Source organism: Veillonella rogosae JCM 15642, assembly GCF_002959775.1.
Classification (GTDB): Bacteria; Bacillota; Negativicutes; order Veillonellales; family Veillonellaceae; genus Veillonella; species Veillonella rogosae.
In genome coordinates this window covers 281,962-304,358 of the sequence record NZ_PPCX01000002.1, presented here as the reverse complement: position 1 = coordinate 304,358, position 22,397 = coordinate 281,962, and the positions used below count along the sequence as shown (strand labels likewise).

The following is a 22,397-nucleotide window of genomic DNA, read 5'->3' as shown; positions in this document are numbered from 1 at the left end:
GATATAATATAGAGATAACGTATTTCAATAGTTAGATGAAAGGAATAGTAATGGATAGTGTAGATGGCCTGTTACCCATAGGGTTTGGTCTTTTATGTATTGTTTTAATTAACTTTTTTGTGGTCGCAAAGTTCTCCTTTGCCCGCCTTCGTAAAGAACATGTAGAGGATATGGATATCCTCTTAGAAAAGGATAGAGAGTTTTTATTAAAGCTATATCAAAATCCTGAGTATTTCTTAAATACTACACAGTTTTTGATTTTATTCTTTATCTTAGCCCTTGCAGGCACTGGTACATTTGTATTCGATAATATTGTAGATCAGTTAGTAGCTGTTCTTAATGTACATAGTAAGTGGATGCACTTTGTACTAGATATCGTATTATTGCTATTAATTAGCTTAATCGTTTTAATATTTGGTGAAATCGTACCTAAAGCATTGGGCCTTTCGTTCCCAACAAAGTACGTAAATACCTATAGCCGCATCGTAGTAGCGGCAGGTAAATTAGTATATCCATTTATTTGGATCGCTAGTAAAATCTCCAATGTTATTTTAGGCTTTTACAAAACAAAATATCTAACAGAGTTAGACCTTGTATACTCTGAGGAAGAAATTCGAATGATGATTTCTCGAAGTCACGAAGAAGGCCAGTTAGACCAAGTAGAGTCTGAACTCATCGATAATGTATTTAACTTTGTTGATCGGATGGCGAAAGAGGTTATGGTACCTCGCCAAGACGTGGATTGCGTATTTGTGGAAGATGGTTACGATGAAGCGATGAAGGTTATTCGCTCTAAAGTCCATACTCGTTATCCACTCTGCGTAGAGGATAAGGATCACATCATCGGCCTCGTTCACATTAAAGACTTAATGGAACGTCCTAACCAAGCACGTAAAGATTTGCGCAATGTAAAACGGGATATTTTGACTGTTCCTGAAGTCATGAAGTTGTCCACTCTGTTACAGTACATGAGAACACGCCGTATTTATCAAGCTGTAGTAGTAGATGAATATGGTGGTATGGTTGGTCTCGTAGGTCTCGAAGATATTATTGAAGAATTAGTTGGTGATATTCAAGACGAGCATGAGCCGCATTTACCGGCTACGATGTCCTATGCTGATGGGTCCTTTGAGTTTGATGGTAAGGTTCTCGTAGACGAAGTAGCAGAGATTATGGATATTGAAATCGATAATTCTGACTCCGATACAATCGGGGGCTACGTCTTTGGCTTGTTAGAACGTACACCAATCGTTGGTGATACAGTAGATGCTCATGGCTATACCTTTGAAGTGACTCAAATGCAAGGCTATCGTATTTCTCGTATCAAAGTAACTCCTTTACCTGTAGAGGAAGCAACGGAAGAAGAAAATGAAGAAGCTTAATGGTGGCTTCAATACACCGGCCATCGTAATCAGTCGAAAAAAGTATAAGTTATACTCCGTATTTACGTTTATCACACCTAGCTTGGGGATTATTAGATCATCAATACCACATAAGCGAATGATGACCATGCGCAACAGTTCATATCTACGTCCTTTTAGCGCTATGTATATTACAGTCGTACCTGATGGAGAATACGTAAATGTTACGCAAATCGATGGTTCCTATGTGGTAGAATCGTTAGACGTAAATCTAGATAACATCGCTTATGCTGCCGTTGCGAGCGAGCTTATTCAAGAGCTATTTGCTATGTATGATGTAGACCGTAAGGTCTTTGATACCGTTGTTAATTACTCCAAGCAAATTCGCCGCCGCAATGTGCAATTGGGAACGATCATGCTTGGGTGGCAACTATTATCTCTTGCCGGTATTGTGCCAAGTGCTAATGCTTTTACTCATCAAGATGGTATCGATCCATTCTGGTTGCAGGTACGAGAAACGACAAATCTTAGTATTTCTCCTTCTGTAAAAGCTGGACTACCACACATTCTCGCTTATCAGTGGGGCGAAGATACGCTTATAGAACTTCCTAAAACAATATGGAAGGAACTAGAAAAATTACTATTTGCATATTGTGAGCAAGAAATAGGTAAACCATTGCAAAGCGTAAAGTTTTTGAACTCTATCATTTAAATATAAAGGCACCAAGCATAATCTTGGTGCTTTTTCTGTATCTATGGTTACATATGAAAAAATATAATAGTAATAGACAAATGTACATTCGTAGTTGACTATATAAATATATATTATTTATAATGAAATAATATTTATATTATATGTTATATGGGAGGTCATTATGCAGCTTTTGGGTAATCTCAAAATCCACTTTTTAGCGCTCGTATTAACCGTAGCCGCTGAATATGTGGGCATCAAGAAACTAGGTCCTGTTGTACTATTACCATTATTGTACACATTGATTCTAGGTTTATTAATTTCTATTCCTAAGTTCAAGATTCTTACAATTGAACAAATGGAAAAATCCGCTGATTATATCGGTATTGCCGTTATGATCTTGATGGTAAAAGTAGGTCTTGGTATCGGTCCAAATCTAGGTATTCTAACAAGTGCTGGTTGGGCATTATTATTACAAGAACTTGGTCACTTCTTCGGTACTATCATCTTCGGTTTACCAGTAGCTTTGTTAGTTGGCATGCGCCGTGAAGCAGTAGGTGCTTGTTACTCTGTAGACCGTGAGCCAAACGTAGCGATCATCATCGACAAATTCGGCTTTAGCTCTCCAGAGGGTCGTGGTGTTATGGGCATGTACATCTGTGGCGTTCTTATCGGTGCTATGTGGTCCTCCGTATTAGCAGGTATGTTAGCTCAATCTGGTTGGTTCCATCCTTTAGCACTTGCCATGGGCGCTGGCGTAGGTAGTGCTAGTATGATGGCCGCTGCTACCGCGCCTATCGTTGCAGTATACCCTGAGTTTGAACAACAAATTATGGCACTCGCTGGGGCAGCAAACTTGTTGACTACAGTATTAGGCGTATACTTTGGTCTATTTATTTCCTTACCAGTAATGGAAAAATCTTACAACTTCTTTACTGGTCGTACACGTGAACAAGATTTAGCAGAGGAGGCAGCACGTCATGAGTAAAAGCGAAAAAATTACACAATTTGTTATCGTTATCTGTATTGCTGCTATCATTACTGCAGTAGGTAACGTAATGGACGGTAAACACCTATTTGGGGATAGCTTAATCGGCGTTGCCGTATTAGCAGGTCTTGCTACTATTGGTGCAATGATTTCTTACTTGCCATATGCGAATAAATTGCCAATGGTATTCTGGGTATCTCTAGTTGGCGTTCTTGCATCCTTACCTGGTATGCCTGGTCAAGAATGGATTATCGCTAAAACTAGCCAAGTAACATTCCTTGCTACTACAACACCTGTACTTGCTTATGCAGGTCTATCCTTAGGTAAAGACCTCGGCGCTTTCCGCCGCTTGTCTTGGCGTATTATTCCAGTTGCATTAGCAGTAACAGCAGGTACTTTCATCTGTGCAACAGCATTAGCACAATTCGTACTTCACTTAGAAGGTTTAATTTAGGAGCTGATTAGCCGTATGACAAAGGAAGAAGTAAAACAAAGGGTTTGTGAGGCTATCGTTGCAGCACAACCACGTTTACGTGAAATAGCTGAGTCTATTATGGCTGAGCCTGAACTCGGTTACAAAGAGGTAAAGACCTCTAAGAAAGTACGGGATATGTTTGATGAGCTCGGCATTTCCTATACTACTGAACACGCTCTTACTGGCGTAAAAGGTCGTATGAAAGGCCGTGATAGCAAATATACAGTTGCTATGATCGGTGAACTAGATGCCATTCTTTGTCCGCGCCATCCTCGTGCTGATGATTTAACGGGTGCAGCACATTGCTGTGGTCATAATATTCAAATTACCAATATGTTTGCCGTAGCTATGGGCTTGCAATCTGTTATGGATGAACTCGCTGGCGATGTAGTTTTATTTGCTGTTCCAGCCGAAGAAATGATCGAAGTTGATTACCGCAATAAATTGCGTGAACAAGGCAAGATTAAATATATGGGCGGTAAACAACAACTTATTTACGAAGGTGCTTTTGACGATATTGACATGGCTATGCAAATGCATGTAGAAACGGCTAAAACTCCGGCAGGGGAAATGGGCCTAGGTAGTACATCTAATGGTTTTGTTGCTAAATTGATCGAATACCATGGTAAAGTAGCACATGCAGCAGCGGCTCCTCACGAAGGGATTAATGCACTTAATGCTGCCTTAATGGGTGTTATGGGGGTGAACTCCATTCGTGAAACTTTCAAAGAAAGCGACTATTTCAGATTCCATCCGATCATCAACCAAGGCGGTACATTGGTTAACTGTGTGCCTGACTATGTTCAAGTTGAAAGTTACGTTCGTGCCTCTAATATTGAGGCCATCGTAAATGGCAACCATCGTGTAAACCGCGCGTTAAAGGCTGGTGGCGACGCAGTAGGAGCCACTTGCGTTATTAATGATTTGCCAGGTTACTTACCGATGAGAAACGATGCTCGTATGAACGAAATGTTACGGCAAAACTCTAATCCATTATTTGGTGAAGAAAATGTATTTCAAGGAGAGCACATGACGGCAAGTACCGATATGGGCGACGTATCTCACTTGATGCCTGTCATCCATCCTTGGGTTGGCTGTATTAATGGTGTACTGCACAGCGCAGAATACGAAATCTCTGTACCTGATGTAGCATACATCAAAACAGCACAAGCATTGGCTATGACAATCGTAGACTTATTATACGATGATGCTGTAGGTGCTAAAGATGTATTAGACAACTTTACACCAGCATTAAACAAACAAAGTTATATTGAACTCTTAGACCGTATTGCTAAGGGTGAATAAAATGAACCACCTATCAAAGATGATTTGATTATCTTTGGTAGGTGGTTTACAATTTATTTATATAACTATAATGATTTATTTAAGTCTATTCCTTATATACTGAAATATTAGTATATTTTTAGAGGAGCTTATGAAAGAGAATCTTGCTTTATTACTAGCTATCTTATATCTAATCTATAGATTTAAGACATATAAAAAAACAAATAAAATAATAGAAGACAGAATAGAAAATGTTTACAAGCCATACTTTAAACGTGTACAAGATGTTTTAGGATGTTCTGAAGAAGAGGCAGAGAAGGTCGGATTAGCATTAAACAAATATTTTGTACCCTTAGAAAGTAAGTTCTATAAAATTGATGATAGTACTTACTCATTTGTTGATGCAGGTGGCCTTAAAGGAACATTTTCAATAGATCAAAACTATAATTTATTGACATTAGTTTATAACGATGTTGATTTATTAGCTTTAGAGCAAATAAAAAATCAGTAATTAGATAAAATGTTTATAGTATATTAAATTACTACATTCCTATATAAAACTGTATGGAGTAAAGATAATATTTTTAAATTTGTTCTTTTTATTTGTTAGGTAAAATTAAAATGGTTACTATAAAAAAATTATTTTTCTATGCATTTGCATTATTTTCATTGACTTCAATTATATATGGAATGGCGTATGATTATATGATCGGTGCCGAAATCCACTATGATTTTTTTGGTGCTGGATTTGTTAGTTGGTTAATATTCTTTGGCATATTGAAAGCAATTTTAGGCATATAAATAGTGTTAATTTAAATTATGAAAACCTTACAGTAATAAAGTTACTAATATACCTTTCGTATTTACATCTAATGAATTAAGGAGTTATTATGCTCTCTAGAAAGATCTTAAAAATAACCTTTATATCTTTTTTAGGATTAGTGTTGATTATTTTACTTTTTCTTGGCCTTAGAATTAATTCATACAAAATCTTTATAACATCTCTTGTAGATGGAGAAAAACAAATAGGGCTAAACAAAAATATGACTGGTTTTGCTACAGATTTTCCATATATATATTCTAATGGTGATTTCGGAATAGTTGTTGTTAACGTATTACCTTATGGTACAGTACGTATCATTCCAAATCATAAAGGTTTTAGTAAAACATTTGAATCTCCAGAGATGGTAATTTAGAGTCTTTGCAAAGAGCATATGGTGATGAACTTATAATTCTAGAGAGTATTGATCAATTTTCAGAGGATGAAAGAAAGATTATATCTGAGATAACAAAGAAGGATTCCAAACCAAGATATGATCGTGATACTTGGGTTACTAGATCCTACTGATTTATGAAACGTAAATTTTATAAATAAGTGAAATTGGATAATAATATATGAAGATTAGAATAGTTAAGTTATTAAATTTAATAAGATTTAGAATAATTGGTACAATTCTTTTATCAATTACAATAACAGTCAATGCTATTGAAGCAACTGCCCCAAATATAGACTATAGATTTATTATTCCAATATTAGTTATGGGTGGAGTGCTATTAACACCATTAATTCGTGGCCGTCGTATTGTTGGACGGATATATAGAAGAGGGGTAAATCAGTATAATTCGAGATTAATTGTATGTATATTATTTATTTTAGGATTTCACAATAAATTAGTTGGTATACCTATAGCGAAAAAGAGTATTTATGGTTGGTTATTTTTGGGAGTTTGGGTTATAGGTTCTATTATTACTTTTATTTGGATGTATTCAAATAATGTTCCTATATGGATGTTATCCATTTCTATGATCCTAGCTATTTATAAAACATTAAAGTCATTATATAGTTAGGGTTTTGTCCATTTATTTGAATAAAACATTATATATTTTAATATGATTTAACATGACTGTTATTTTATATAAGAGTTATTTAAAGCTAGTCAGGAGATAAGTCTGCTAAATGATAAATAAGTTTGATTATATTTTTGGAGTAGTATTATTTATTTTGGTTTGGGATCTTCGTGCGTATTATAAAAATGTATTACAACAGAATTTAACTCGTAAGCAGCAAGAGTGGGTAAATAATATGCGATACCCACATTTATATAAATTTACAAATTTAGTAAGTATAGTGACTGGAATTGTTTTTTTAATATTCTATATGTTCTTTAATTTTGGATATGCTTATTTTTATCCATTAGGTGCAGTCCTAGTAATTCATTTTTTTAAAGATTTCATTAGAAATATCCAGAAAAAGGAATCTAGTACATATAAAGATGGACGTAATGAAAATTATATATACATAGTTGGAATCATGTTTATCTTATGGATTATATTTCATTAATTTAATAATGCTATTAAATTAAACTTTTATTTTATGGTTGTAATATCTCCTTAGAAAGCAGACGAATGGAAAAACAAATAGCAGCTATATTTTCTCTCCTAAGTTTTAACTATCTTATGTTTAAATATTGGGGTACATGGAAAGTAACTCTTTTAGCATTAATTGGAAACTATTTCTTTATATGTATTCTTATAAAATCATATATTGGTTTACCTAAATTTATTGAGGATTTTAATGTAATTTTTATATTCGGAATATGTATTTTAGGTGCTTATAATTTGTGGCGTAAAAATAAAGCTGGAACACTAACGGAGTATGAAAAAAGAAGATGGATTCTGACTCGTACTTTCTTAACATTATTTGTCTTAGCTGTATTAGTATTCGCTTTAATATTTATATTTATGGAGTATATTTATGGGATATATATTTAGACTTGCATTCATTGTCTTAAACGTTTCATGATATTCCATTTTCGGTTAGTGGAAGAGCAGTTAGAGAAAGATTATAAAATGAGTAAAAAATATTTATTTTATGTACTTACTTTTATAGTATCGATATCAATTTTAGGTATTTTTAGTTATTCTTTTAGATATCAGTGGTTTATAAACTCTATTGTTGATCAAAAATATAAAATAGGATTAAATCGAGATATTAAAGGTTTTGCCGCTGAATACCCTTATATTTATACATATGGAGATTATGGAATTTTAATTATTAATACTCTACCTAACGGTAGTATTAAGATTTTACCGAATTATAAAGGTTTTACCCATATAGATGGTGCTTATAGTATTGATGATAGCAGTATATATAGCCTCCAAAAAGTATATGGTGATAGACTATATATTTATTCCTCTATTGATGATTTTACAGAAGATGAACAATTAATTATAGATGAAATAACAAATAAACAACCTAAGAGATTTGATAAAAATGATTGGCTTTATAAATCATTTTAAATGAAAACTGTAAGTTATATGACATACTATAAAGGTCTTGAATAAGGTGGAATTGCAGTCACTTTTGGCCAAGTTGGCTCTAAGTTGTTGGAAAATAACTCTCTATTTGAGAGTTTGCATGTCAAGTCCTCATCATTTAAGCATGGCTTAAAGAGTTTTGTTTGCTATTCCTGATGGTTTGATAGTTAATCAGACAATTTCACCAATTATTAATATTACTAATTAAGAAATTAAAATTGAATGGAAGAAATAAAAGACATGGAACTTTTATTAATTGGTTTACTACTATCTAACTATATGTTAATTAAAAATCAACGTAATAATCTCAAAAAATTTATCATTGTTTTTTTATTTAGTAATATATGGGGTGGATTAAATCTTTATTCTATGTATGAGCATATTAATGGTATTGAAAAAATCAATATATTATGCACATTACTTCTTATTTTGGTTGGTGAATATATATTTTATTATCGTTAAAAAAAAGGAACATTGAAAGGGATATCTAAAATATATTTTGATATAAATAATTCTTTGTCTATTATTATAGTTGTTTCTTTTAGTATTATTGGAATAGTTTTTCTACTTTGGGAACTATTGAGGTGAAAATTATGAAAAAATTATTTTTTTATGCATTTGCATTATTTATCTTAATTTCAATAATATATAGTATTGCTTATGACTATATGACTGGTGCCGAAATTCACTATGATTTTTATGGAGCATTCTTTGTTTGTTGGTTAATATTCTTTGGTATACTAAAACTTGCTCTAAGAGTATAAATACATTTCTTGATTTAAAGTTAAATTTTATATTATTACTAGCTTATTGAGAGGAAAATATAATGCGACGATTGATAGTATATGGATTTGCAGTATTAGCTATACTTAATATCTTATATGGAATAGTAGATGATATTTTAACAGGTAGTCCAATCCATTATGATTTTTACTTAACTTCTTTTGTTTGTTTTTCAATATTTTTTATTGTGTTGAAACTAGCTTTACGCGTATAAAATAATAGTTTGACATTCTTCCCTCTGTATTGCTACAATATTGTGTATAATATATGCGATGAAGCAGAGTAGTAAACCTCTCTAGCGAGTGAGGATGGTGTAAGCTCACATTTGGTTGAAGGCGCTGTAGAGCATTGGCAGGAACACAGGTATCTGTTAGTAAAGGCCAACATAGAAAAAAGAGGGCGCAAGCCAAATAGGGTGGAACCGCGGGTATACTCGTCCCTGTAACGTTTTTCGTTACAGGGACTTTTTTGTTTGTAACGAAATGGTTGATTTTATGTCGGTTGTGTAAAGTGGAGGCAGCAATGACATTTCAAGAGATTATTTTAAATCTACAAAAATTCTGGAGCGATCAAGGTTGTATCGTTCAAAATCCATATGACATCGAAAAGGGTGCAGGTACAATGAACCCTGCTACATTCTTACATGCTATTGGTCCTGAACCATGGGCTGTATGTTATGTAGAACCTTCTCGTCGTCCAGCAGACGGTCGTTATGGTGATAACCCTAACCGTTTGTTCCAACATCATCAATTCCAAGTTATCGTGAAACCATCTCCAGATAATATCCAAGAATTGTACTTACAATCTTTGGCTGCACTAGGCATTCACGCTGAAGATCACGATATCCGCTTTGTTGAGGATAACTGGGAGTCTCCAACATTGGGCGCTTGGGGCCTTGGTTGGGAAGTATGGCTCGACGGTATGGAAGTAACTCAGTTTACATATTTCCAACAAGTTGGTTCCATCGACTGTAAACCAGTATCCGTTGAAATTACATATGGTTTAGAACGTTTGGCTATGTATATTCAAGGCGTAGAAAACGTATATGATCTTAAATGGAATGAAAACGTTACATACGGTGATGTTTGGCATGCCAACGAAGTTGAGCAATCCGTGTATAACTTTGAATTAGCAGATACAGATATGCTTTTCAAATTGTTTGATATGTACGAAGCAGAAGCAAAACGCGTTTGCGAAGCGGGCTATGTATTACCAGCTTACGACTATGTATTGAAATGTTCCCACACATTCAACTTGCTTGATTCCCGTGGCGCTATTTCTATCAGCGAACGTACAGCTTTCATCGGACGTGTACGTGCATTAGCTCGTATTTGTGCACAGCAATACCTTGCTAAACGCGAAGAATTAGGTTTCCCACTTTTGAAAGGAGATAAATAAGATGGCAAAAGATTTGTTATTTGAAATCGGTGCAGAAGAAATTCCTGCCGGCTTTATGCCAAATATCTTAGGTCAATTGAAACAATTGGCTGAAACAAAATTAAATGATGCCCATCTTCCTTTTGAAAGCATCGAAACATACGGCACACCACGTCGTTTGGCTCTTATCGTGAAAGGTCTTGCTGACGCATCTGCTGAAATCAGCGAACGTCATAAAGGTCCATCTGCGTCCATCGCATATGATGCTGACGGTAATGCTACAAAAGCAGCTATCGGCTTTGCTCGCGGTAAAGGTCTTGATGTAGCTGATCTCGTTGTAGAAGACGGCTATATTTACGCTGAAACTAAAACTGCAGGCGTACCTGCAAAAGATATCGTAAGTGAAATGTTGCCACAATTGATTACAGGCCTTAACTTCCCTAAATCCATGCATTGGGGCGATTTAGATGCTAAGTTTGTACGTCCAGTACGTTGGCTTGTAGCATTACTTGATGAAGAAGTAATTCCTGTAGAGTTTGCTACTGTTCAATCTGGTAATGTATCTCGTGGTCATCGTTTCTTAGGCGCTGATGAAATCACTATTAAGAATGCAGCATCCTATGTAGACACATTAAAAGAAAACTTTGTTATGGTTGATCAAGACGCACGTCGTGAGTTGATCTCCAAACAATTACATGATATGGCAGCTTCTAAAAATGCATCCATCGTTTGGGATGATGATTTGTTAGAAGAAATCAACTATCTTGTTGAATGGCCTACAGCATTGTGCGGTGGCTTTGAAGAGTCCTACTTGGCACTTCCTGATGCAGCTATCATTACACCAATGAAAGACCATCAACGCTACTTCCCATTGGTTGACCAAGAGGGCAAATTGTTGCCAATGTTCTTAACAGTGCGCAATGGTTCTGACCATTCCATCGAAGTAGTTCAAGCTGGTAATGAACGCGTATTGCGCGCTCGCCTAGATGATGCTAAATTCTTCTTCAATGAAGACCGCAAGAAACCTCTTATCGACCGTCAAGATGGGTTGACTAAAATCGTATTCCAAGAAGGTCTTGGTAACTTAGCAGATAAAACTGAACGCTTGCTTAAATTAGGCCGTGTATTTGGTGAAGAATGTGGCTTGCACGAAGATGCAGCTGTTGTATTAGAACGTGCTACAGAGCTTGCTAAAACTGACCTTACTACAGGTATGGTTACAGAGTTCACTGAACTACAAGGTGTGATGGGTAAAGAGTACGCTTTACTTGATGGTGAGTCCAAAGAAGTGGCAGAAGCTATTTTCGAACAATATTTACCACGTTTTGCAGGCGATGTATTGCCTCAAACTGAAGCAGGTAAAGTATTGTCCATCATCGATAAAGTAGATAACATCGTTGCTACTTTCAGCCGTGGCTTAATCCCTACAGGCTCTCAAGATCCATATGCATTGCGTCGCCAAACAATTGGAATCTTGAACATCTTGCTTGGTAGCGAATGGAATATCAGCTTGCGTCCAATCTTCAAAGCATCCATGGAGTTATTGAATGTAGCTGCTGATAAACAAGAAGAATTGCTTAACCAAGTTGAAGAGTTCTTCACACTTCGCTTGAAAAATATCTTCCTTGATCGCGAAGTTCCTCATCATGTAATCGACTTGTTGTTGTCCAACAACGAATTGTCCGTTGCTGATGCAGAAGGTCTTGTAAACGCATTGTTAGCAAATCGCATCGATGAAAATGTTGAGCTTGTTCAAGCCTATACTCGTATGTACAATCTTGTAAAAGATGTAGAATATACAGGTGTTAATAGCGACTTGTTGAAAGAAGATACTGAAAAAGCATTGTTTGAAGCCGCTTCTAAAGCATCTGAAGCTAGCCTTGCAGCATGGGAAGCTGGTGATTACGCAGCAGTAGTAGCAGTTCCAGCAACTCTTGTGCCAACAATTAACCAATTCTTTGAAGATGTAATGGTTATGGACAAAGATGAAGCTATTAAAGCTAACCGTTTGCAACTTGTTCGCTTGGCGTACAGTGTAATGGCTATTATCGGCGATATTAGCGCATTAAAATAATATATTAGTAAAAGAACGATTCGACTTTTACCATGATATATAAGAGAAGAGGTACCTTACGGTGCCTCTTTTTTGCTTTTACGAAGAATATACAAATTTTATGCAGGATTTTTGGATGCTGTGGCGAATACCTTATAATATACAAAGTTGTATGAGGAGAATCCCGATCATGAATCATGATGAATTATATAAAGCCTTATGTAAGGTGCCAAGTGGCAAAGAAAAGTCTCGTGATAGAATTATTATTGAATTATTTATGCGGTCACAAGGAGCATCACAGAAACAGCTGGTAGATGCTCTTAATATGCGTCCTGCAACGGTATCTGAGCAGACGGATATTCTCATTGAATTAGGGTATGTAACAAAACATATCGACTTTATGGATAAACGCATATCGGTGGTAGGTTTAACAGATGAGGGGAAACGGTTAGGCAAATCATTGTTGCATTCATATGACCAATTCTTAAATGTGTTGTTCTCCGACTTATCTGAAGAGGAACAAGAGGAGTTATATCGTTTATTAGGCAAGCTAAAACGGCCTATTTTACGAAAATAATTTTATTCTCAAAATTATATAGAAAATACTTGCTAATAGTACGTGATTTATGGTAATATATTTCTGTTAATTTGAGACAGTCCGCTGCCTATAAGGTGTAGGTATTGAATGTCTGCAAACAGGAGGAAACAATGAACATTATTAACGTACTTGAACAAGAACAACTTCGTACAGACATCCCTACTTTCCGCGCTGGTGACACAGTTCGCGTACACGTAAAAGTAGTGGAAGGTACTCGTGAACGTATCCAAGTATTCGAAGGTTTGGTAATTAAACGTCAAAACGGTGGCGTACGTGAAACTTTCACAGTTCGTCGTATTGCATCCGGTGTAGGTGTAGAACGTACATTCCCACTTCACAGCCCACGCTTAGCTAAAATCGAAGTTATGCGCCGTGGTGTTGTTCGTCGTGCTAAATTGTACTACTTACGTAACCTTACTGGTAAAGCTGCTCGTATTCGCGAAAAACGCTAATGTTCATAAAAGGCTGCCGTTGGCAGCCTTTTATTTTTGCTAAAATTTAGATATGAAAGGAAATACTATGGCAGATTCACCTATCGTACATTGGTTCCCTGGGCATATGGCGAAAGCCACACGTATGATTACGGAGTATATCAAAAAGGTAGACGTAGTTATTGAGTTACTAGATGCGCGTATTCCTCGTTCTAGTGCGAACCCTGTAATCACTGAACTTGTTGGTCAGAAACCTCATATCGTACTGTTAAATAAAGTAGATTTAGCAGATCCTAAAGCTACAAAGGAATGGACTGAATTCTTTACTAAACAAGGTATCACCGTATTGGCTATCGACTCTAAGTCTGGCAAGGGTAATAAGAAGTTAATATCCACTGTAGAGCGTTTAAGCAAGCCTATCATCGACCGTTGGGTCGCAAAAGGTATTCGCAGTCGTTCTGTACGTACTATCATCTTAGGGATTCCTAACGTTGGTAAATCTACGTTGATTAACTCCTTAGCTGGCTCTGCAGCAACGCGTACAGCTAACAAAGCTGGTCATACCCGTGGTCAACAATGGGTTAAAATCGGTAAAAACCTTGAATTGCTCGATACACCAGGCGTATTATGGCCTAAATTAGAGGATCAACGTGCGGCGGCTCGCCTTGCTATGACGGGTGCTGTTTCTGATGATGTATACGACTTAGAGCATGTAATGAAACAGCTATTAAATCATTTATTGACGAATACACCAAATATTTTGGTAGAACGTTATAAATTAAAAGAAGAAGAGATGACAGATGTGGATACTATTCTTGAAAGCATCGGTCGTCGTCGCGGCTGTCTCGTTAGTGGTGGCGTAGTAGATTTCGATAAAGCACGTCGCATTATCTTGCAAGACTACCGCAATACTAAACTTGGTACCATTACATTAGACCAAGTGGATGAAGAACCATACTATCCTGAAGATGGTGAGGACACACAAAATGGATAAGGATACATTTAGTAAATTAAAAGTTGCTGATATAAAAGCTCTTTTTGAAACTGAACAAGCCTTAGAGATTTTGCCGTTAGCCCGAGAGGACGATCGTAGTTCTGTACAAAAATTGGCCGCTTCTTACATTAAACGCCAAGAAAAAGAGCTAAAAGAACAACAACGCCTCATGAGCATGTATGACTATGAAGGTATGTTCTACGATCAAGGTATGTATCACGTAGCTGGTGTCGATGAGGTAGGTCGTGGCCCTATTGCAGGACCTGTAACGGTAGCGGCCGTTATATTGCCGCCTATGACATTGATTCCTGGTTTGAATGACTCTAAAAAGCTAACCGAAGAAAAGCGTGAAGCCCTCTACGATATCATCATGAAAGAAGCAGTAGCCGTGAGCTGTATTTCCTATGGTCCAGAAAAGATCGATGTGCTCAATATCTACGAAGCAACACGTCAGGCTATGTATGAGGCGATTCGCACGCTCAGCGTATCAGCGGAAGCAGTAGTGGCGGATGCTATGAAACTACCTGATTTAACGATTCCTGTGGAGTCTATCGTAAAAGGTGACAGTAAAAGTGCTAATATTGCGGCTGCATCCATCATTGCTAAGGTTACGCGAGATCGTTATATGAAACAGCTCGATGAGGAATACCCTGGTTATGGCTTTGGTATCCACAAGGGATACTATACTGAGCTTCATAAAGAAGCGGTAGAACAACAAGGGGTAACACCACTTCATCGCAAGAGCTTTGAACCGATAAAATCTATCGTTCGTTGGGTTAAGCCAGAGTGATTCTTAATAAATTTATTTTATGATTCGACTAGTAAATTAAGTTCTATATTTGTATTAATTGTATTAGTTGTATTAGTTGTATCATTACAAGTTGCATATAGTTCGTAACCGTAAAGAGGTTCCTATTGGTCACCTATGTGACTATTAGGAACCTCTTTTGTATTTACTTTTACAGCATTCATATTCTACGCTACAAGTAAGTATTACCTGTTGAAGGTTTAGAGATACTTTGAATAGTACAATTCAGAAGGTTATTGTAGTTAATACACCTAAATAGGAGGTATATATGAAGACCATTAGTACAGGTAAAGCATTTAATGAACTAGACTCTAAAGAGCTTGGTAAATGGGGAGAACGCATTGCTACCAAGTATATTGAAAAGTTAGGTCTTACCGTAGTAGATACAAATTATCGAACGAGGTTAGGGGAAATCGATATCATTGCTAAACGTGATTTAGTGTATCACTTTATTGAAATTAAAGCTCGTCGTGGCATGCAACATGGATTGGCACGTGAGGCGGTTACTAAAAAGAAACAAAAGCATATTAAACGAGCGGCCATGTTATTTTTATATGATCTACATCAAAAGAAACGGCACTGGAAAGAAATATCCTTTGATGTTATAGAGGTGTATCTTCATGAGGACTTTCAAAGTTCTATCCATTATTTGCCGCAGTGCTTTTAGTGAGGTTTCTTATGTATGCAAAACTTTATGGAGCCACCTTACATGGTATAGACGGATGCATTATTACGGTAGAGGTCGATATATCACAAGGTTTACCTGTATTTGATATCGTAGGACTGCCTAATCAGTCCGTAAAGGAAGCTCGAGAACGTGTAAGGGCGGCTATTAAAAATAGTGGCTATGACTTCCCTATGAGGCGTATCGTAGTCAATCTAGCACCTGCTACAATTCGTAAAAGTAGCGCAGGACTCGATTTAGCGATTGCTTTAGGGGTTCTCATTGCATCGGGGCAGATAAAGGGGCGTAAAGCTAATATTTCAGCTTTATTGAATAGATGTCTATTTATGGGTGAGCTAGCCTTAGATGGCTCATTGCTACCGACCTTTGGAACCTTGGCGATGTCATTGGCAGGGTTAGAAGCTAATTACTCTACAATATATACAAGCGTAGAAAATGGAAATAATCTAAAAGCTATTCCAAATCTTACTATATATGGCGAGTCTTCTTTACAAGATATTATTACCGTCTTAGAAGACCAGGTTAAATCTAAATCTATTTCAACTTCCAAAAAGGTACAAATAGAGAAACATCAAGATGAGATATTAACAAATATGATGGATAATAAAAACCATAATACTACGTATGATGTAGATTTTGGTGATGTACAAGGTCAAGAGCTTGGTAAGCGAGCCATGCTCATCAGCGCTGCAGGACATCATCATTGTATTATGATAGGTCCGCCCGGTGGTGGTAAAACGATGATGGCCGAACGATTACCGACCATATTGCCACCCATGACTTGGAATGAAATGGTTGAGGTCAGTCGCATCCAAGATGTGATGGGTTTACTCGGTGATAAGGGACTCGTTAAAAGTAGACCTTTTAGGCATCCACATCATACGGCGACTTTGGCGAGTATGGTGGGCGGAGGTATACAAGGCCGCCCTGGGGAAGTGACACTTGCTCACGGTGGTGTTTTATTTATGGATGAGGCACCAGAGTTTCAGCGCCAAGTTATTGATGCGCTAAGGCAGCCATTAGAGTCTCGTACAATTACTATTAATAGGTCTCAAGGCAATTATATGTATCCCGCCAATTTTATTTGTATATTGGCCGCAAATCCCTGTCCCTGTGGTTATTATCATGACCCACATAGGGAATGCATATGTACTGAAACGATGGTTAAAAACTATCAGCAACGGTTGTCAGGGCCTATTATGGACCGCATTGATTTACATATTCCCGTTGAAAGACCTACACTAGAACAATTATTAGATAATTCGACGTCTACTATGACAAGTGAAAGCATGAGACAACAAGTTATTTTAGCAACTACTTTGCAACAGAAACGTTATGAACACTTGGAGTTTAATTCTAATGGAGCCGTACCTCATAAGGCCATAAGTGAGCTATGTCATATTACTGATAAGGCATGGAGTGTATTGGGCAATATATTTGATCACTTTCATTTAAGTGGGCGTGCCTTTGACCGCATATTAAAGGTGGCTCGTACTATAGCGGACCTTGAGGGAAATCCACAAGTGGAGGCCCATCACATTTCTGAGGCTATGTTGTTTAGAACAGGTAAATAGGTGTAAAGATGACTAGATATGATGATACTATTTATATTGCTGGCTTGCAAAGTTTATATAATGTGGGAGCCACATATGTACGGCGTTTCATAGAGGATTTTGGGTCGCCCTATGATGCTTGGCAAGCCGTTAAGAGGGTTGAAAATTTAAAGCCTTATACACATATTTCTAACGCTGATAAACGTGCTATAGCATCATCGGCTAAGGATGAAAAGTTAGATTATATAATTCATAAAATAAACGAATATAAGATGGATGTTACTACCTTTTTAGATAAAGATTTTCCATCTATTTTGAACCATATTTATAATCCACCGGCTATATTGTTTATGCGAGGTAATAGAGCACTTTTAGATAAACGGCTAAATCGGATTGCTCTTGTAGGGGCACGGCGATGCTCGTTGTATGGACGCAATGTGGCGAGAATGCTTGGTAAAGAGCTCGGCAAATACAGCACTATTATCGTCAGTGGCGGGGCTCGTGGTATAGACACTCATGGTCATGAAGGCTTATTGGCGAGTCAGGGATACGGTATTGTGGTCATGGGTTGCGGCCTAGACATAGCATATCCACGAGAGAATACAAAATTATTTGATCGAATCTTACAAAACAATGGTTTGCTTATATCTGAATACCCACCTGGTACGCCACCATCTGCTAAACATTTCCCCGCTCGAAATCGTATCATTAGCGGCCTTAGTAGAGGTGTAATCGTAGTAGAGGCAAAAGCAAGTAGTGGATCATTAATTACAGCTGATATGGCTGTTAGCGAAGGGCGAGATGTATTTGTGGTGCCTTGTAATTTATTAGACCATACGGCAGATGGCAATAAATTCCTCATGCGTAATGGAGCCTTTGTATTAACTGGTTATGAGGACGTCGTTAAGGAATATCATTTAACATTGCGAGATATGTTTAGTACTGAAGAAAAACTTTCACCACCAAATAAAAGAGATACTATGGGTGTAAAAGATAGTAATCAAATGGCGAATAATACTCAGGGTGTTGATACACAAGGGCTCTCTATGTTAAGCTTTAATGTGGATAGGAGTGTAATCTTGAGCGAAATACCTCATGATCGTTGTATCACGGTTAGTGATATTTTGAAAGCGACCTCTATTCCATTACAACAACTGCAGCCCTTATTACTAGAGTTAGAAATGGAAGGGGCTATAGAGAATCATCCGCCGAGAGGCTATATTAATATGACTAGGAGTGATATACTTGTCCATTAAACGATCAATCGTTATTGGCGAGCCGAAAGCAGCTAGTACTAGTAAAGATACTAAAAAGAAAAGTACTAAGAAAGAGAGTACTACGATAAAGCGTAGGGTTGCAAAAGAAGCCCTTACTCCCATGGGTATTGTACGGGATAAATCTGTACTACAAACGTCCGTGCCACCAGAGCAACGGGAACCACGAGTTTATAAACCTGATGGCAAAGTGTTGGTTATCGTAGAGTCTCCTGCTAAATCTAAAACAATTGAAAAATTCTTAGGTCCTAACTATGTTGTAAAGGCGAGTATGGGCCACTTACGAGATTTACCAAAGTCTCAAATGGGCATCGATATCGAACATGATTTTACGCCCCGTTATAGTAATTTGGTAACTCGTAAAAAGGTTATTGATGAACTCGTTTCCTACGCCGATGAAAGTAGTGCCGTATTGCTCGCAACTGACCCTGACCGCGAAGGGGAAGCTATTTCTTGGCATTTAGCGTACATTCTAAATGTAGATCCTACATCTACATGTCGTATTACGTTCAATGAGATTACTAAAAATGCCGTAGCAGAGGCCTTAGAATCTCCACGTACTATCGATATGAACATGGTTGATGCCCAACAAGCACGCCGTGTATTAGACCGTATCGTAGGCTATAAATTGAGTCCTTTGTTATGGAAAAAGGTTTGTAAAGGCCTTAGTGCAGGTCGTGTGCAATCCGTTGCAGTTCGACTTATCTGTGAAAGAGAGCGAGAAATTCAAGCTTTCGTTCCACAAGAATATTGGACTATTGAAGGCAATTTTGAAACACCTAAAAAAGAGGCTTTCACAGCAGAATTAACTCATATTAAAGGTGAAAAAATCGATATTACTACTGAAAGTGAAGCACAAGCCGTAGTAGATGCTATTGGTGGAGCCGATGCAGTAGTGAGAAATATTGAGAAGCGCAAGCGTTCTCGTAAAGCGGCACCTCCGTTTACAACGTCTACGTTGCAACAAGATGGTGTGCGTAAATTGAACTTTGGTGCGAAGCGTACCATGATGATTGCACAACATCTTTACGAAGGTCTTGAAATCGGTTCCTATGGTCACGTAGGTTTGATTACGTACATGCGTACAGACTCTACGCGTATCTCTAAAGAGATGCAAGAAACGGCTAAGGACTTTATCCTTCGCAATTATGGGGAAGACTATTATCCGTCTAAACCAAATGTGTACGGTTCAAAAGGTTCTGCTCAAGATGCACACGAAGCAATTCGTCCCACATCTCTCGAGTTAACACCTAAGATGGTTGAGCCATTCTTGAGTCGTGATGAACTTAAGCTGTATACGTTAATTTGGAATCGTTTTATGGCGAGCCAAATGGCACCACAACAAAATGAATCTACAACCATTGAGTTGACTGTTCAAAATGATTACACATTTAAAGCGACAGGCTCTCGTGTTATCTTCCCTGGCTTTAGCGCCGTTTATGAAGATGTAAAAAAAGAGGATGCTCCTCAATTGCCCGGGCTTAAAAAGAATGATGTAGCCCATACGGTAGAGGTATTGCCTGAACAACATTTCACGCAACCACCTCCTCGTTACTCTGAGGCGAGTCTTATCAAAACACTAGAAGAACTCGGTATTGGTCGTCCTAGTACGTATGCACCAATTTTAGATACTATCGTTAGTCGTAACTATGTAGAGAATACGAATAAACAATTTGTTCCAACAGAGTTAGGCTTTGTGGTGGTAGACTTCTTGATAGCCTACTTTGAAAAGATCATCAATACTGGCTTTACGCGAGACCTTGAAGAAGAGCTTGATGCAATTGCATCTGGTAAGGATACGTATGTAAAAGTACTATCTGACTTCTACGAAGTATTTGCTCAGGAGTTAGAAGATGCGAGCGATGTAGATCGCATTGAAATTGCATCTATGGAAAGTGATGAAACTTGTGAACTTTGCAATAGCCCAATGGTATATAAATTTGGTCGCTATGGTAAGTTCCTAGCATGTTCTAACTTCCCAGAATGTAAAAATACTAAACCTATTACAGTAGGTACAGGTGTAACTTGCCCTAAATGTAAGGAAGGGGAAATCGTAGAGCGTAAGTCTCGTCGAGGTCGTCTATTCTACGGCTGTAATCGATATCCACAATGTGACTTTACATTATGGGATAAACCAACCCATGATTTCTGTGAAACATGTGGTTCTATTATGGTTGAAAAGACATATAAAAATGGTACAACTAAAAAGTTCTGTTCCAATGAAACATGTCCAACTAGACCACCAAAGAAAACAAGAAAGAAAAAAAGCGAAGCTACTGAAGAAACTGTAAAAGAGTCTAAAGATTCTAAAGAATCTAAAAAATCTAAAGAATCTAAAGAATCTAAAGGAGCTAAAAAGTCTAGCAAAGCTAAAAAAGAGGAAACAACAGTTGAATAATAAAAATGTTATTGTTATTGGTGCGGGCCTAGCAGGTTCTGAGGCGGCTTGGCAACTCGCTAATCGTGGCATTCATGTAGACTTATATGAAATGCGCCCCCTGAAGAGTTCTCCTGCGCACCAAACAGATCAATTTGCAGAGCTCGTATGTAGTAACTCCTTGCGAGCTGGCAATATTGAAAATGCAGTAGGTCTTTTAAAAGAAGAAATGCGTCGTTTAGGTTCTCTTATTATGGAATGTGCTGATGCAACTGCTGTACCTGCCGGTGGTGCCTTGGCCGTTGATCGTCATTTGTTTAGTGAAATGGTGACGAAGAAGGTAAAGGGACATCCTAATATTACAGTTCACAATGAAGAGGTAACTGAGATTCCTGCTGAAGGCACTGTAATCTTTGCTTCAGGTCCACTTACGTCTGAAGCATTAGGAGATAAGATTAAAGCCTTAACAGGTGAAACAGGTTTTTACTTCTACGATGCAGCAGCGCCTATTGTTACGGCAGAATCTTTAAATTATGACAAAGTATTTGCCGCATCTCGTTACGACAAGGGCGATGCAGATTACCTTAACTGTCCTATGACAGAAGAGGAATATAAAGCATTCTGGCATGAACTCACTACGGCTGAAGCTGTGCAACCAAAGGATTTTGAAAAGGAAATTTACTTTGAAGGTTGTATGCCCGTAGAAATTATGGCTAGCCGTGGGGAAGATACATTGCGCTATGGTCCACTTAAACCAGTTGGTTTAGTAGATAAACGGACTAATGAGGAATCTTATGCAGTAGTACAATTGCGTAAGGAGAATAAAGAAGGCACCATGTTTAACTTGGTAGGCTTCCAAACTCATTTAAAATGGGGCGAACAAAAGCGCGTATTTGGTATGATTCCAGGTCTTGAAAATGCTGAATTTATCCGTTATGGCGTCATGCACCGCAATACATATATTAACTCTCCTGAGTTATTGAATCATGCATTCCAACTTAAAAAGGAACCACGCCTATTCTTCGCTGGTCAAATGACAGGCGTAGAAGGGTATTTAGAATCTGCTGCGAGTGGTCTCATGGTAGGTCTTCAAGTAGAACGTTATTTAGCGGAACGCTCATTTATTGATTTCCCTAAAACTACGGCGATCGGCTCTCTCAGCCACTATATTTCTAAATACGAAGGCTCTAACTTCCAACCGATGAATGTCAACTTTGGCATCATGGATCCATGGCCTCAAAAAGTGCGTAAGAAAAAAGAGAAAAATGCATTGATTGCTAATCGAGCATTAGAAGAGCTGGATGCATTAAAAGCTAAAGAAAATTTATAAGATAAAGTTTTTGTGTA

Annotated in this window: 23 protein-coding genes; all 23 read left to right on the top strand. The window is 37.5% G+C overall.

Annotated elements, in window-relative coordinates; all coding sequences use genetic code 11:
- Positions 1–50: 50 nt before the first annotated feature.
- Positions 51–1,382: a hemolysin family protein gene (locus VRHSUH09_RS01745; protein ID WP_054747614.1), complete on the top strand. Its 1,332-nt coding sequence runs from the start codon at positions 51–53 to the stop codon at positions 1,380–1,382.
- Complete coding sequence (gene recO, locus VRHSUH09_RS01740) at positions 1,369–2,073, top strand: DNA repair protein RecO (RefSeq protein ID WP_105081197.1); 705 nt, start codon at positions 1,369–1,371, stop codon at positions 2,071–2,073. Before VRHSUH09_RS01745 ends, recO begins: the two co-directional genes overlap by 14 nt.
- 163 nt (positions 2,074–2,236) lie before the next feature.
- Positions 2,237–3,040, top strand: coding sequence for a DUF3100 domain-containing protein (locus VRHSUH09_RS01735; RefSeq protein ID WP_009351322.1), 804 nt, complete (start codon positions 2,237–2,239; stop codon positions 3,038–3,040).
- On the top strand, positions 3,033–3,494 hold the full coding sequence (locus VRHSUH09_RS01730) for a hypothetical protein (protein ID WP_009351388.1): 462 nt from the start codon (positions 3,033–3,035) through the stop codon (positions 3,492–3,494). The genes VRHSUH09_RS01735 and VRHSUH09_RS01730 overlap by 8 nt, the downstream gene beginning before the upstream one ends.
- A 6-nt stretch (positions 3,495–3,500) precedes the next feature.
- A complete protein-coding gene (locus tag VRHSUH09_RS01725; protein WP_105081196.1) occupies positions 3,501–4,820 on the top strand; it encodes an amidohydrolase in 1,320 nt (439 codons plus the stop codon).
- Positions 4,821–4,950: 130 nt separating this feature from the next.
- Positions 4,951–5,310: a hypothetical protein gene (locus VRHSUH09_RS01720; protein ID WP_054747616.1), complete on the top strand. Its 360-nt coding sequence runs from the start codon at positions 4,951–4,953 to the stop codon at positions 5,308–5,310.
- Positions 5,311–5,689: 379 nt separating this feature from the next.
- On the top strand, positions 5,690–5,995 hold the full coding sequence (locus tag VRHSUH09_RS10530; RefSeq protein WP_245875974.1) for a hypothetical protein: 306 nt from the start codon (positions 5,690–5,692) through the stop codon (positions 5,993–5,995).
- Between the two features lie 199 nt (positions 5,996–6,194).
- Complete coding sequence (locus tag VRHSUH09_RS01705; RefSeq protein WP_105081195.1) at positions 6,195–6,647, top strand: hypothetical protein; 453 nt, start codon at positions 6,195–6,197, stop codon at positions 6,645–6,647.
- A gap of 109 nt (positions 6,648–6,756) precedes the next feature.
- Complete coding sequence (locus tag VRHSUH09_RS01700) at positions 6,757–7,140, top strand: hypothetical protein (RefSeq protein ID WP_054747620.1); 384 nt, start codon at positions 6,757–6,759, stop codon at positions 7,138–7,140.
- Between the two features lie 65 nt (positions 7,141–7,205).
- Complete coding sequence (locus VRHSUH09_RS01695) at positions 7,206–7,571, top strand: hypothetical protein (protein ID WP_245875973.1); 366 nt, start codon at positions 7,206–7,208, stop codon at positions 7,569–7,571.
- A 78-nt stretch (positions 7,572–7,649) separates the two neighbouring features.
- Positions 7,650–8,099: a hypothetical protein gene (locus tag VRHSUH09_RS01690; protein ID WP_054747625.1), complete on the top strand. Its 450-nt coding sequence runs from the start codon at positions 7,650–7,652 to the stop codon at positions 8,097–8,099.
- Positions 8,100–8,710: 611 nt separating this feature from the next.
- On the top strand, positions 8,711–8,881 hold the full coding sequence (locus VRHSUH09_RS01680; RefSeq protein WP_245875972.1) for a hypothetical protein: 171 nt from the start codon (positions 8,711–8,713) through the stop codon (positions 8,879–8,881).
- A 541-nt stretch (positions 8,882–9,422) separates the two neighbouring features.
- Complete coding sequence (glyQ, locus tag VRHSUH09_RS01675; protein WP_054747626.1) at positions 9,423–10,298, top strand: glycine--tRNA ligase subunit alpha; 876 nt, start codon at positions 9,423–9,425, stop codon at positions 10,296–10,298.
- Position 10,299: 1 nt separating this feature from the next.
- Positions 10,300–12,351 carry a glycine--tRNA ligase subunit beta gene (gene glyS / locus VRHSUH09_RS01670; RefSeq protein WP_105081192.1) on the top strand — a complete coding sequence of 684 codons (2,052 nt, stop codon included), beginning with the start codon at positions 10,300–10,302 and terminating at the stop codon, positions 12,349–12,351.
- A 169-nt stretch (positions 12,352–12,520) separates the two neighbouring features.
- Positions 12,521–12,907 (top strand): MarR family winged helix-turn-helix transcriptional regulator, encoded by a 387-nt coding sequence (locus VRHSUH09_RS01665; protein WP_105081191.1) that lies wholly within the window; start codon positions 12,521–12,523, stop codon positions 12,905–12,907.
- A 131-nt stretch (positions 12,908–13,038) separates the two neighbouring features.
- The gene (rplS, locus tag VRHSUH09_RS01660; protein WP_004695921.1) at positions 13,039–13,380 is read left to right on the top strand and encodes a 50S ribosomal protein L19; all 342 of its coding nucleotides are present in this window, start codon (positions 13,039–13,041) and stop codon (positions 13,378–13,380) included.
- Positions 13,381–13,447: 67 nt separating this feature from the next.
- Positions 13,448–14,353, top strand: coding sequence for a ribosome biogenesis GTPase YlqF (gene ylqF / locus VRHSUH09_RS01655; protein WP_054747628.1), 906 nt, complete (start codon positions 13,448–13,450; stop codon positions 14,351–14,353).
- Positions 14,346–15,143 (top strand): ribonuclease HII, encoded by a 798-nt coding sequence (locus VRHSUH09_RS01650; protein ID WP_054747630.1) that lies wholly within the window; start codon positions 14,346–14,348, stop codon positions 15,141–15,143. The genes ylqF and VRHSUH09_RS01650 overlap by 8 nt, the downstream gene beginning before the upstream one ends.
- 286 nt (positions 15,144–15,429) lie before the next feature.
- Positions 15,430–15,828 (top strand): YraN family protein, encoded by a 399-nt coding sequence (locus VRHSUH09_RS01645; protein ID WP_105081190.1) that lies wholly within the window; start codon positions 15,430–15,432, stop codon positions 15,826–15,828.
- A gap of 11 nt (positions 15,829–15,839) precedes the next feature.
- Positions 15,840–17,420: a YifB family Mg chelatase-like AAA ATPase gene (locus VRHSUH09_RS01640; protein ID WP_105081189.1), complete on the top strand. Its 1,581-nt coding sequence runs from the start codon at positions 15,840–15,842 to the stop codon at positions 17,418–17,420.
- An 8-nt stretch (positions 17,421–17,428) separates the two neighbouring features.
- Positions 17,429–18,655: a DNA-processing protein DprA gene (gene dprA / locus VRHSUH09_RS01635; protein WP_105081188.1), complete on the top strand. Its 1,227-nt coding sequence runs from the start codon at positions 17,429–17,431 to the stop codon at positions 18,653–18,655.
- Positions 18,645–21,071, top strand: a complete 2,427-nt coding sequence (gene topA, locus VRHSUH09_RS01630) for a type I DNA topoisomerase (RefSeq protein ID WP_105081187.1) — start codon at positions 18,645–18,647, stop codon at positions 21,069–21,071. Before dprA ends, topA begins: the two co-directional genes overlap by 11 nt.
- Positions 21,064–22,380 carry a methylenetetrahydrofolate--tRNA-(uracil(54)-C(5))-methyltransferase (FADH(2)-oxidizing) TrmFO gene (trmFO, locus tag VRHSUH09_RS01625; RefSeq protein ID WP_105081186.1) on the top strand — a complete coding sequence of 439 codons (1,317 nt, stop codon included), beginning with the start codon at positions 21,064–21,066 and terminating at the stop codon, positions 22,378–22,380. The genes topA and trmFO overlap by 8 nt, the downstream gene beginning before the upstream one ends.
- Positions 22,381–22,397: the final 17 nt, after the last annotated feature.

Excerpts from the sequence above, each read along its gene's own strand:
- VRHSUH09_RS10530 (WP_245875974.1), top strand. The coding sequence starts at position 5,690 with ATGCTCTCTAGAAAGATCTTAAAAATAACCTTTATATCTTTTTTAGGA.
- dprA (WP_105081188.1), top strand. The coding sequence starts at position 17,429 with ATGACTAGATATGATGATACTATTTATATTGCTGGCTTGCAAAGTTTA.
- recO (WP_105081197.1), top strand. The coding sequence starts at position 1,369 with ATGAAGAAGCTTAATGGTGGCTTCAATACACCGGCCATCGTAATCAGT.
- VRHSUH09_RS01680 (WP_245875972.1), top strand. The coding sequence starts at position 8,711 with ATGAAAAAATTATTTTTTTATGCATTTGCATTATTTATCTTAATTTCA.
- VRHSUH09_RS01645 (WP_105081190.1), top strand. The coding sequence starts at position 15,430 with ATGAAGACCATTAGTACAGGTAAAGCATTTAATGAACTAGACTCTAAA.
- glyQ (WP_054747626.1), top strand. The coding sequence starts at position 9,423 with ATGACATTTCAAGAGATTATTTTAAATCTACAAAAATTCTGGAGCGAT.
- VRHSUH09_RS01705 (WP_105081195.1), top strand. The coding sequence starts at position 6,195 with ATGAAGATTAGAATAGTTAAGTTATTAAATTTAATAAGATTTAGAATA.
- VRHSUH09_RS01700 (WP_054747620.1), top strand. The coding sequence starts at position 6,757 with ATGATAAATAAGTTTGATTATATTTTTGGAGTAGTATTATTTATTTTG.
- VRHSUH09_RS01650 (WP_054747630.1), top strand. The coding sequence starts at position 14,346 with ATGGATAAGGATACATTTAGTAAATTAAAAGTTGCTGATATAAAAGCT.
- VRHSUH09_RS01665 (WP_105081191.1), top strand. The coding sequence starts at position 12,521 with ATGAATCATGATGAATTATATAAAGCCTTATGTAAGGTGCCAAGTGGC.
- VRHSUH09_RS01695 (WP_245875973.1), top strand. The coding sequence starts at position 7,206 with ATGGAAAAACAAATAGCAGCTATATTTTCTCTCCTAAGTTTTAACTAT.
- VRHSUH09_RS01745 (WP_054747614.1), top strand. The coding sequence starts at position 51 with ATGGATAGTGTAGATGGCCTGTTACCCATAGGGTTTGGTCTTTTATGT.
- VRHSUH09_RS01690 (WP_054747625.1), top strand. The coding sequence starts at position 7,650 with ATGAGTAAAAAATATTTATTTTATGTACTTACTTTTATAGTATCGATA.
- ylqF (WP_054747628.1), top strand. The coding sequence starts at position 13,448 with ATGGCAGATTCACCTATCGTACATTGGTTCCCTGGGCATATGGCGAAA.
- VRHSUH09_RS01730 (WP_009351388.1), top strand. The coding sequence starts at position 3,033 with ATGAGTAAAAGCGAAAAAATTACACAATTTGTTATCGTTATCTGTATT.
- glyS (WP_105081192.1), top strand. The coding sequence starts at position 10,300 with ATGGCAAAAGATTTGTTATTTGAAATCGGTGCAGAAGAAATTCCTGCC.
- VRHSUH09_RS01720 (WP_054747616.1), top strand. The coding sequence starts at position 4,951 with ATGAAAGAGAATCTTGCTTTATTACTAGCTATCTTATATCTAATCTAT.
- VRHSUH09_RS01735 (WP_009351322.1), top strand. The coding sequence starts at position 2,237 with ATGCAGCTTTTGGGTAATCTCAAAATCCACTTTTTAGCGCTCGTATTA.
- rplS (WP_004695921.1), top strand. The coding sequence starts at position 13,039 with ATGAACATTATTAACGTACTTGAACAAGAACAACTTCGTACAGACATC.
- VRHSUH09_RS01640 (WP_105081189.1), top strand. The coding sequence starts at position 15,840 with ATGTATGCAAAACTTTATGGAGCCACCTTACATGGTATAGACGGATGC.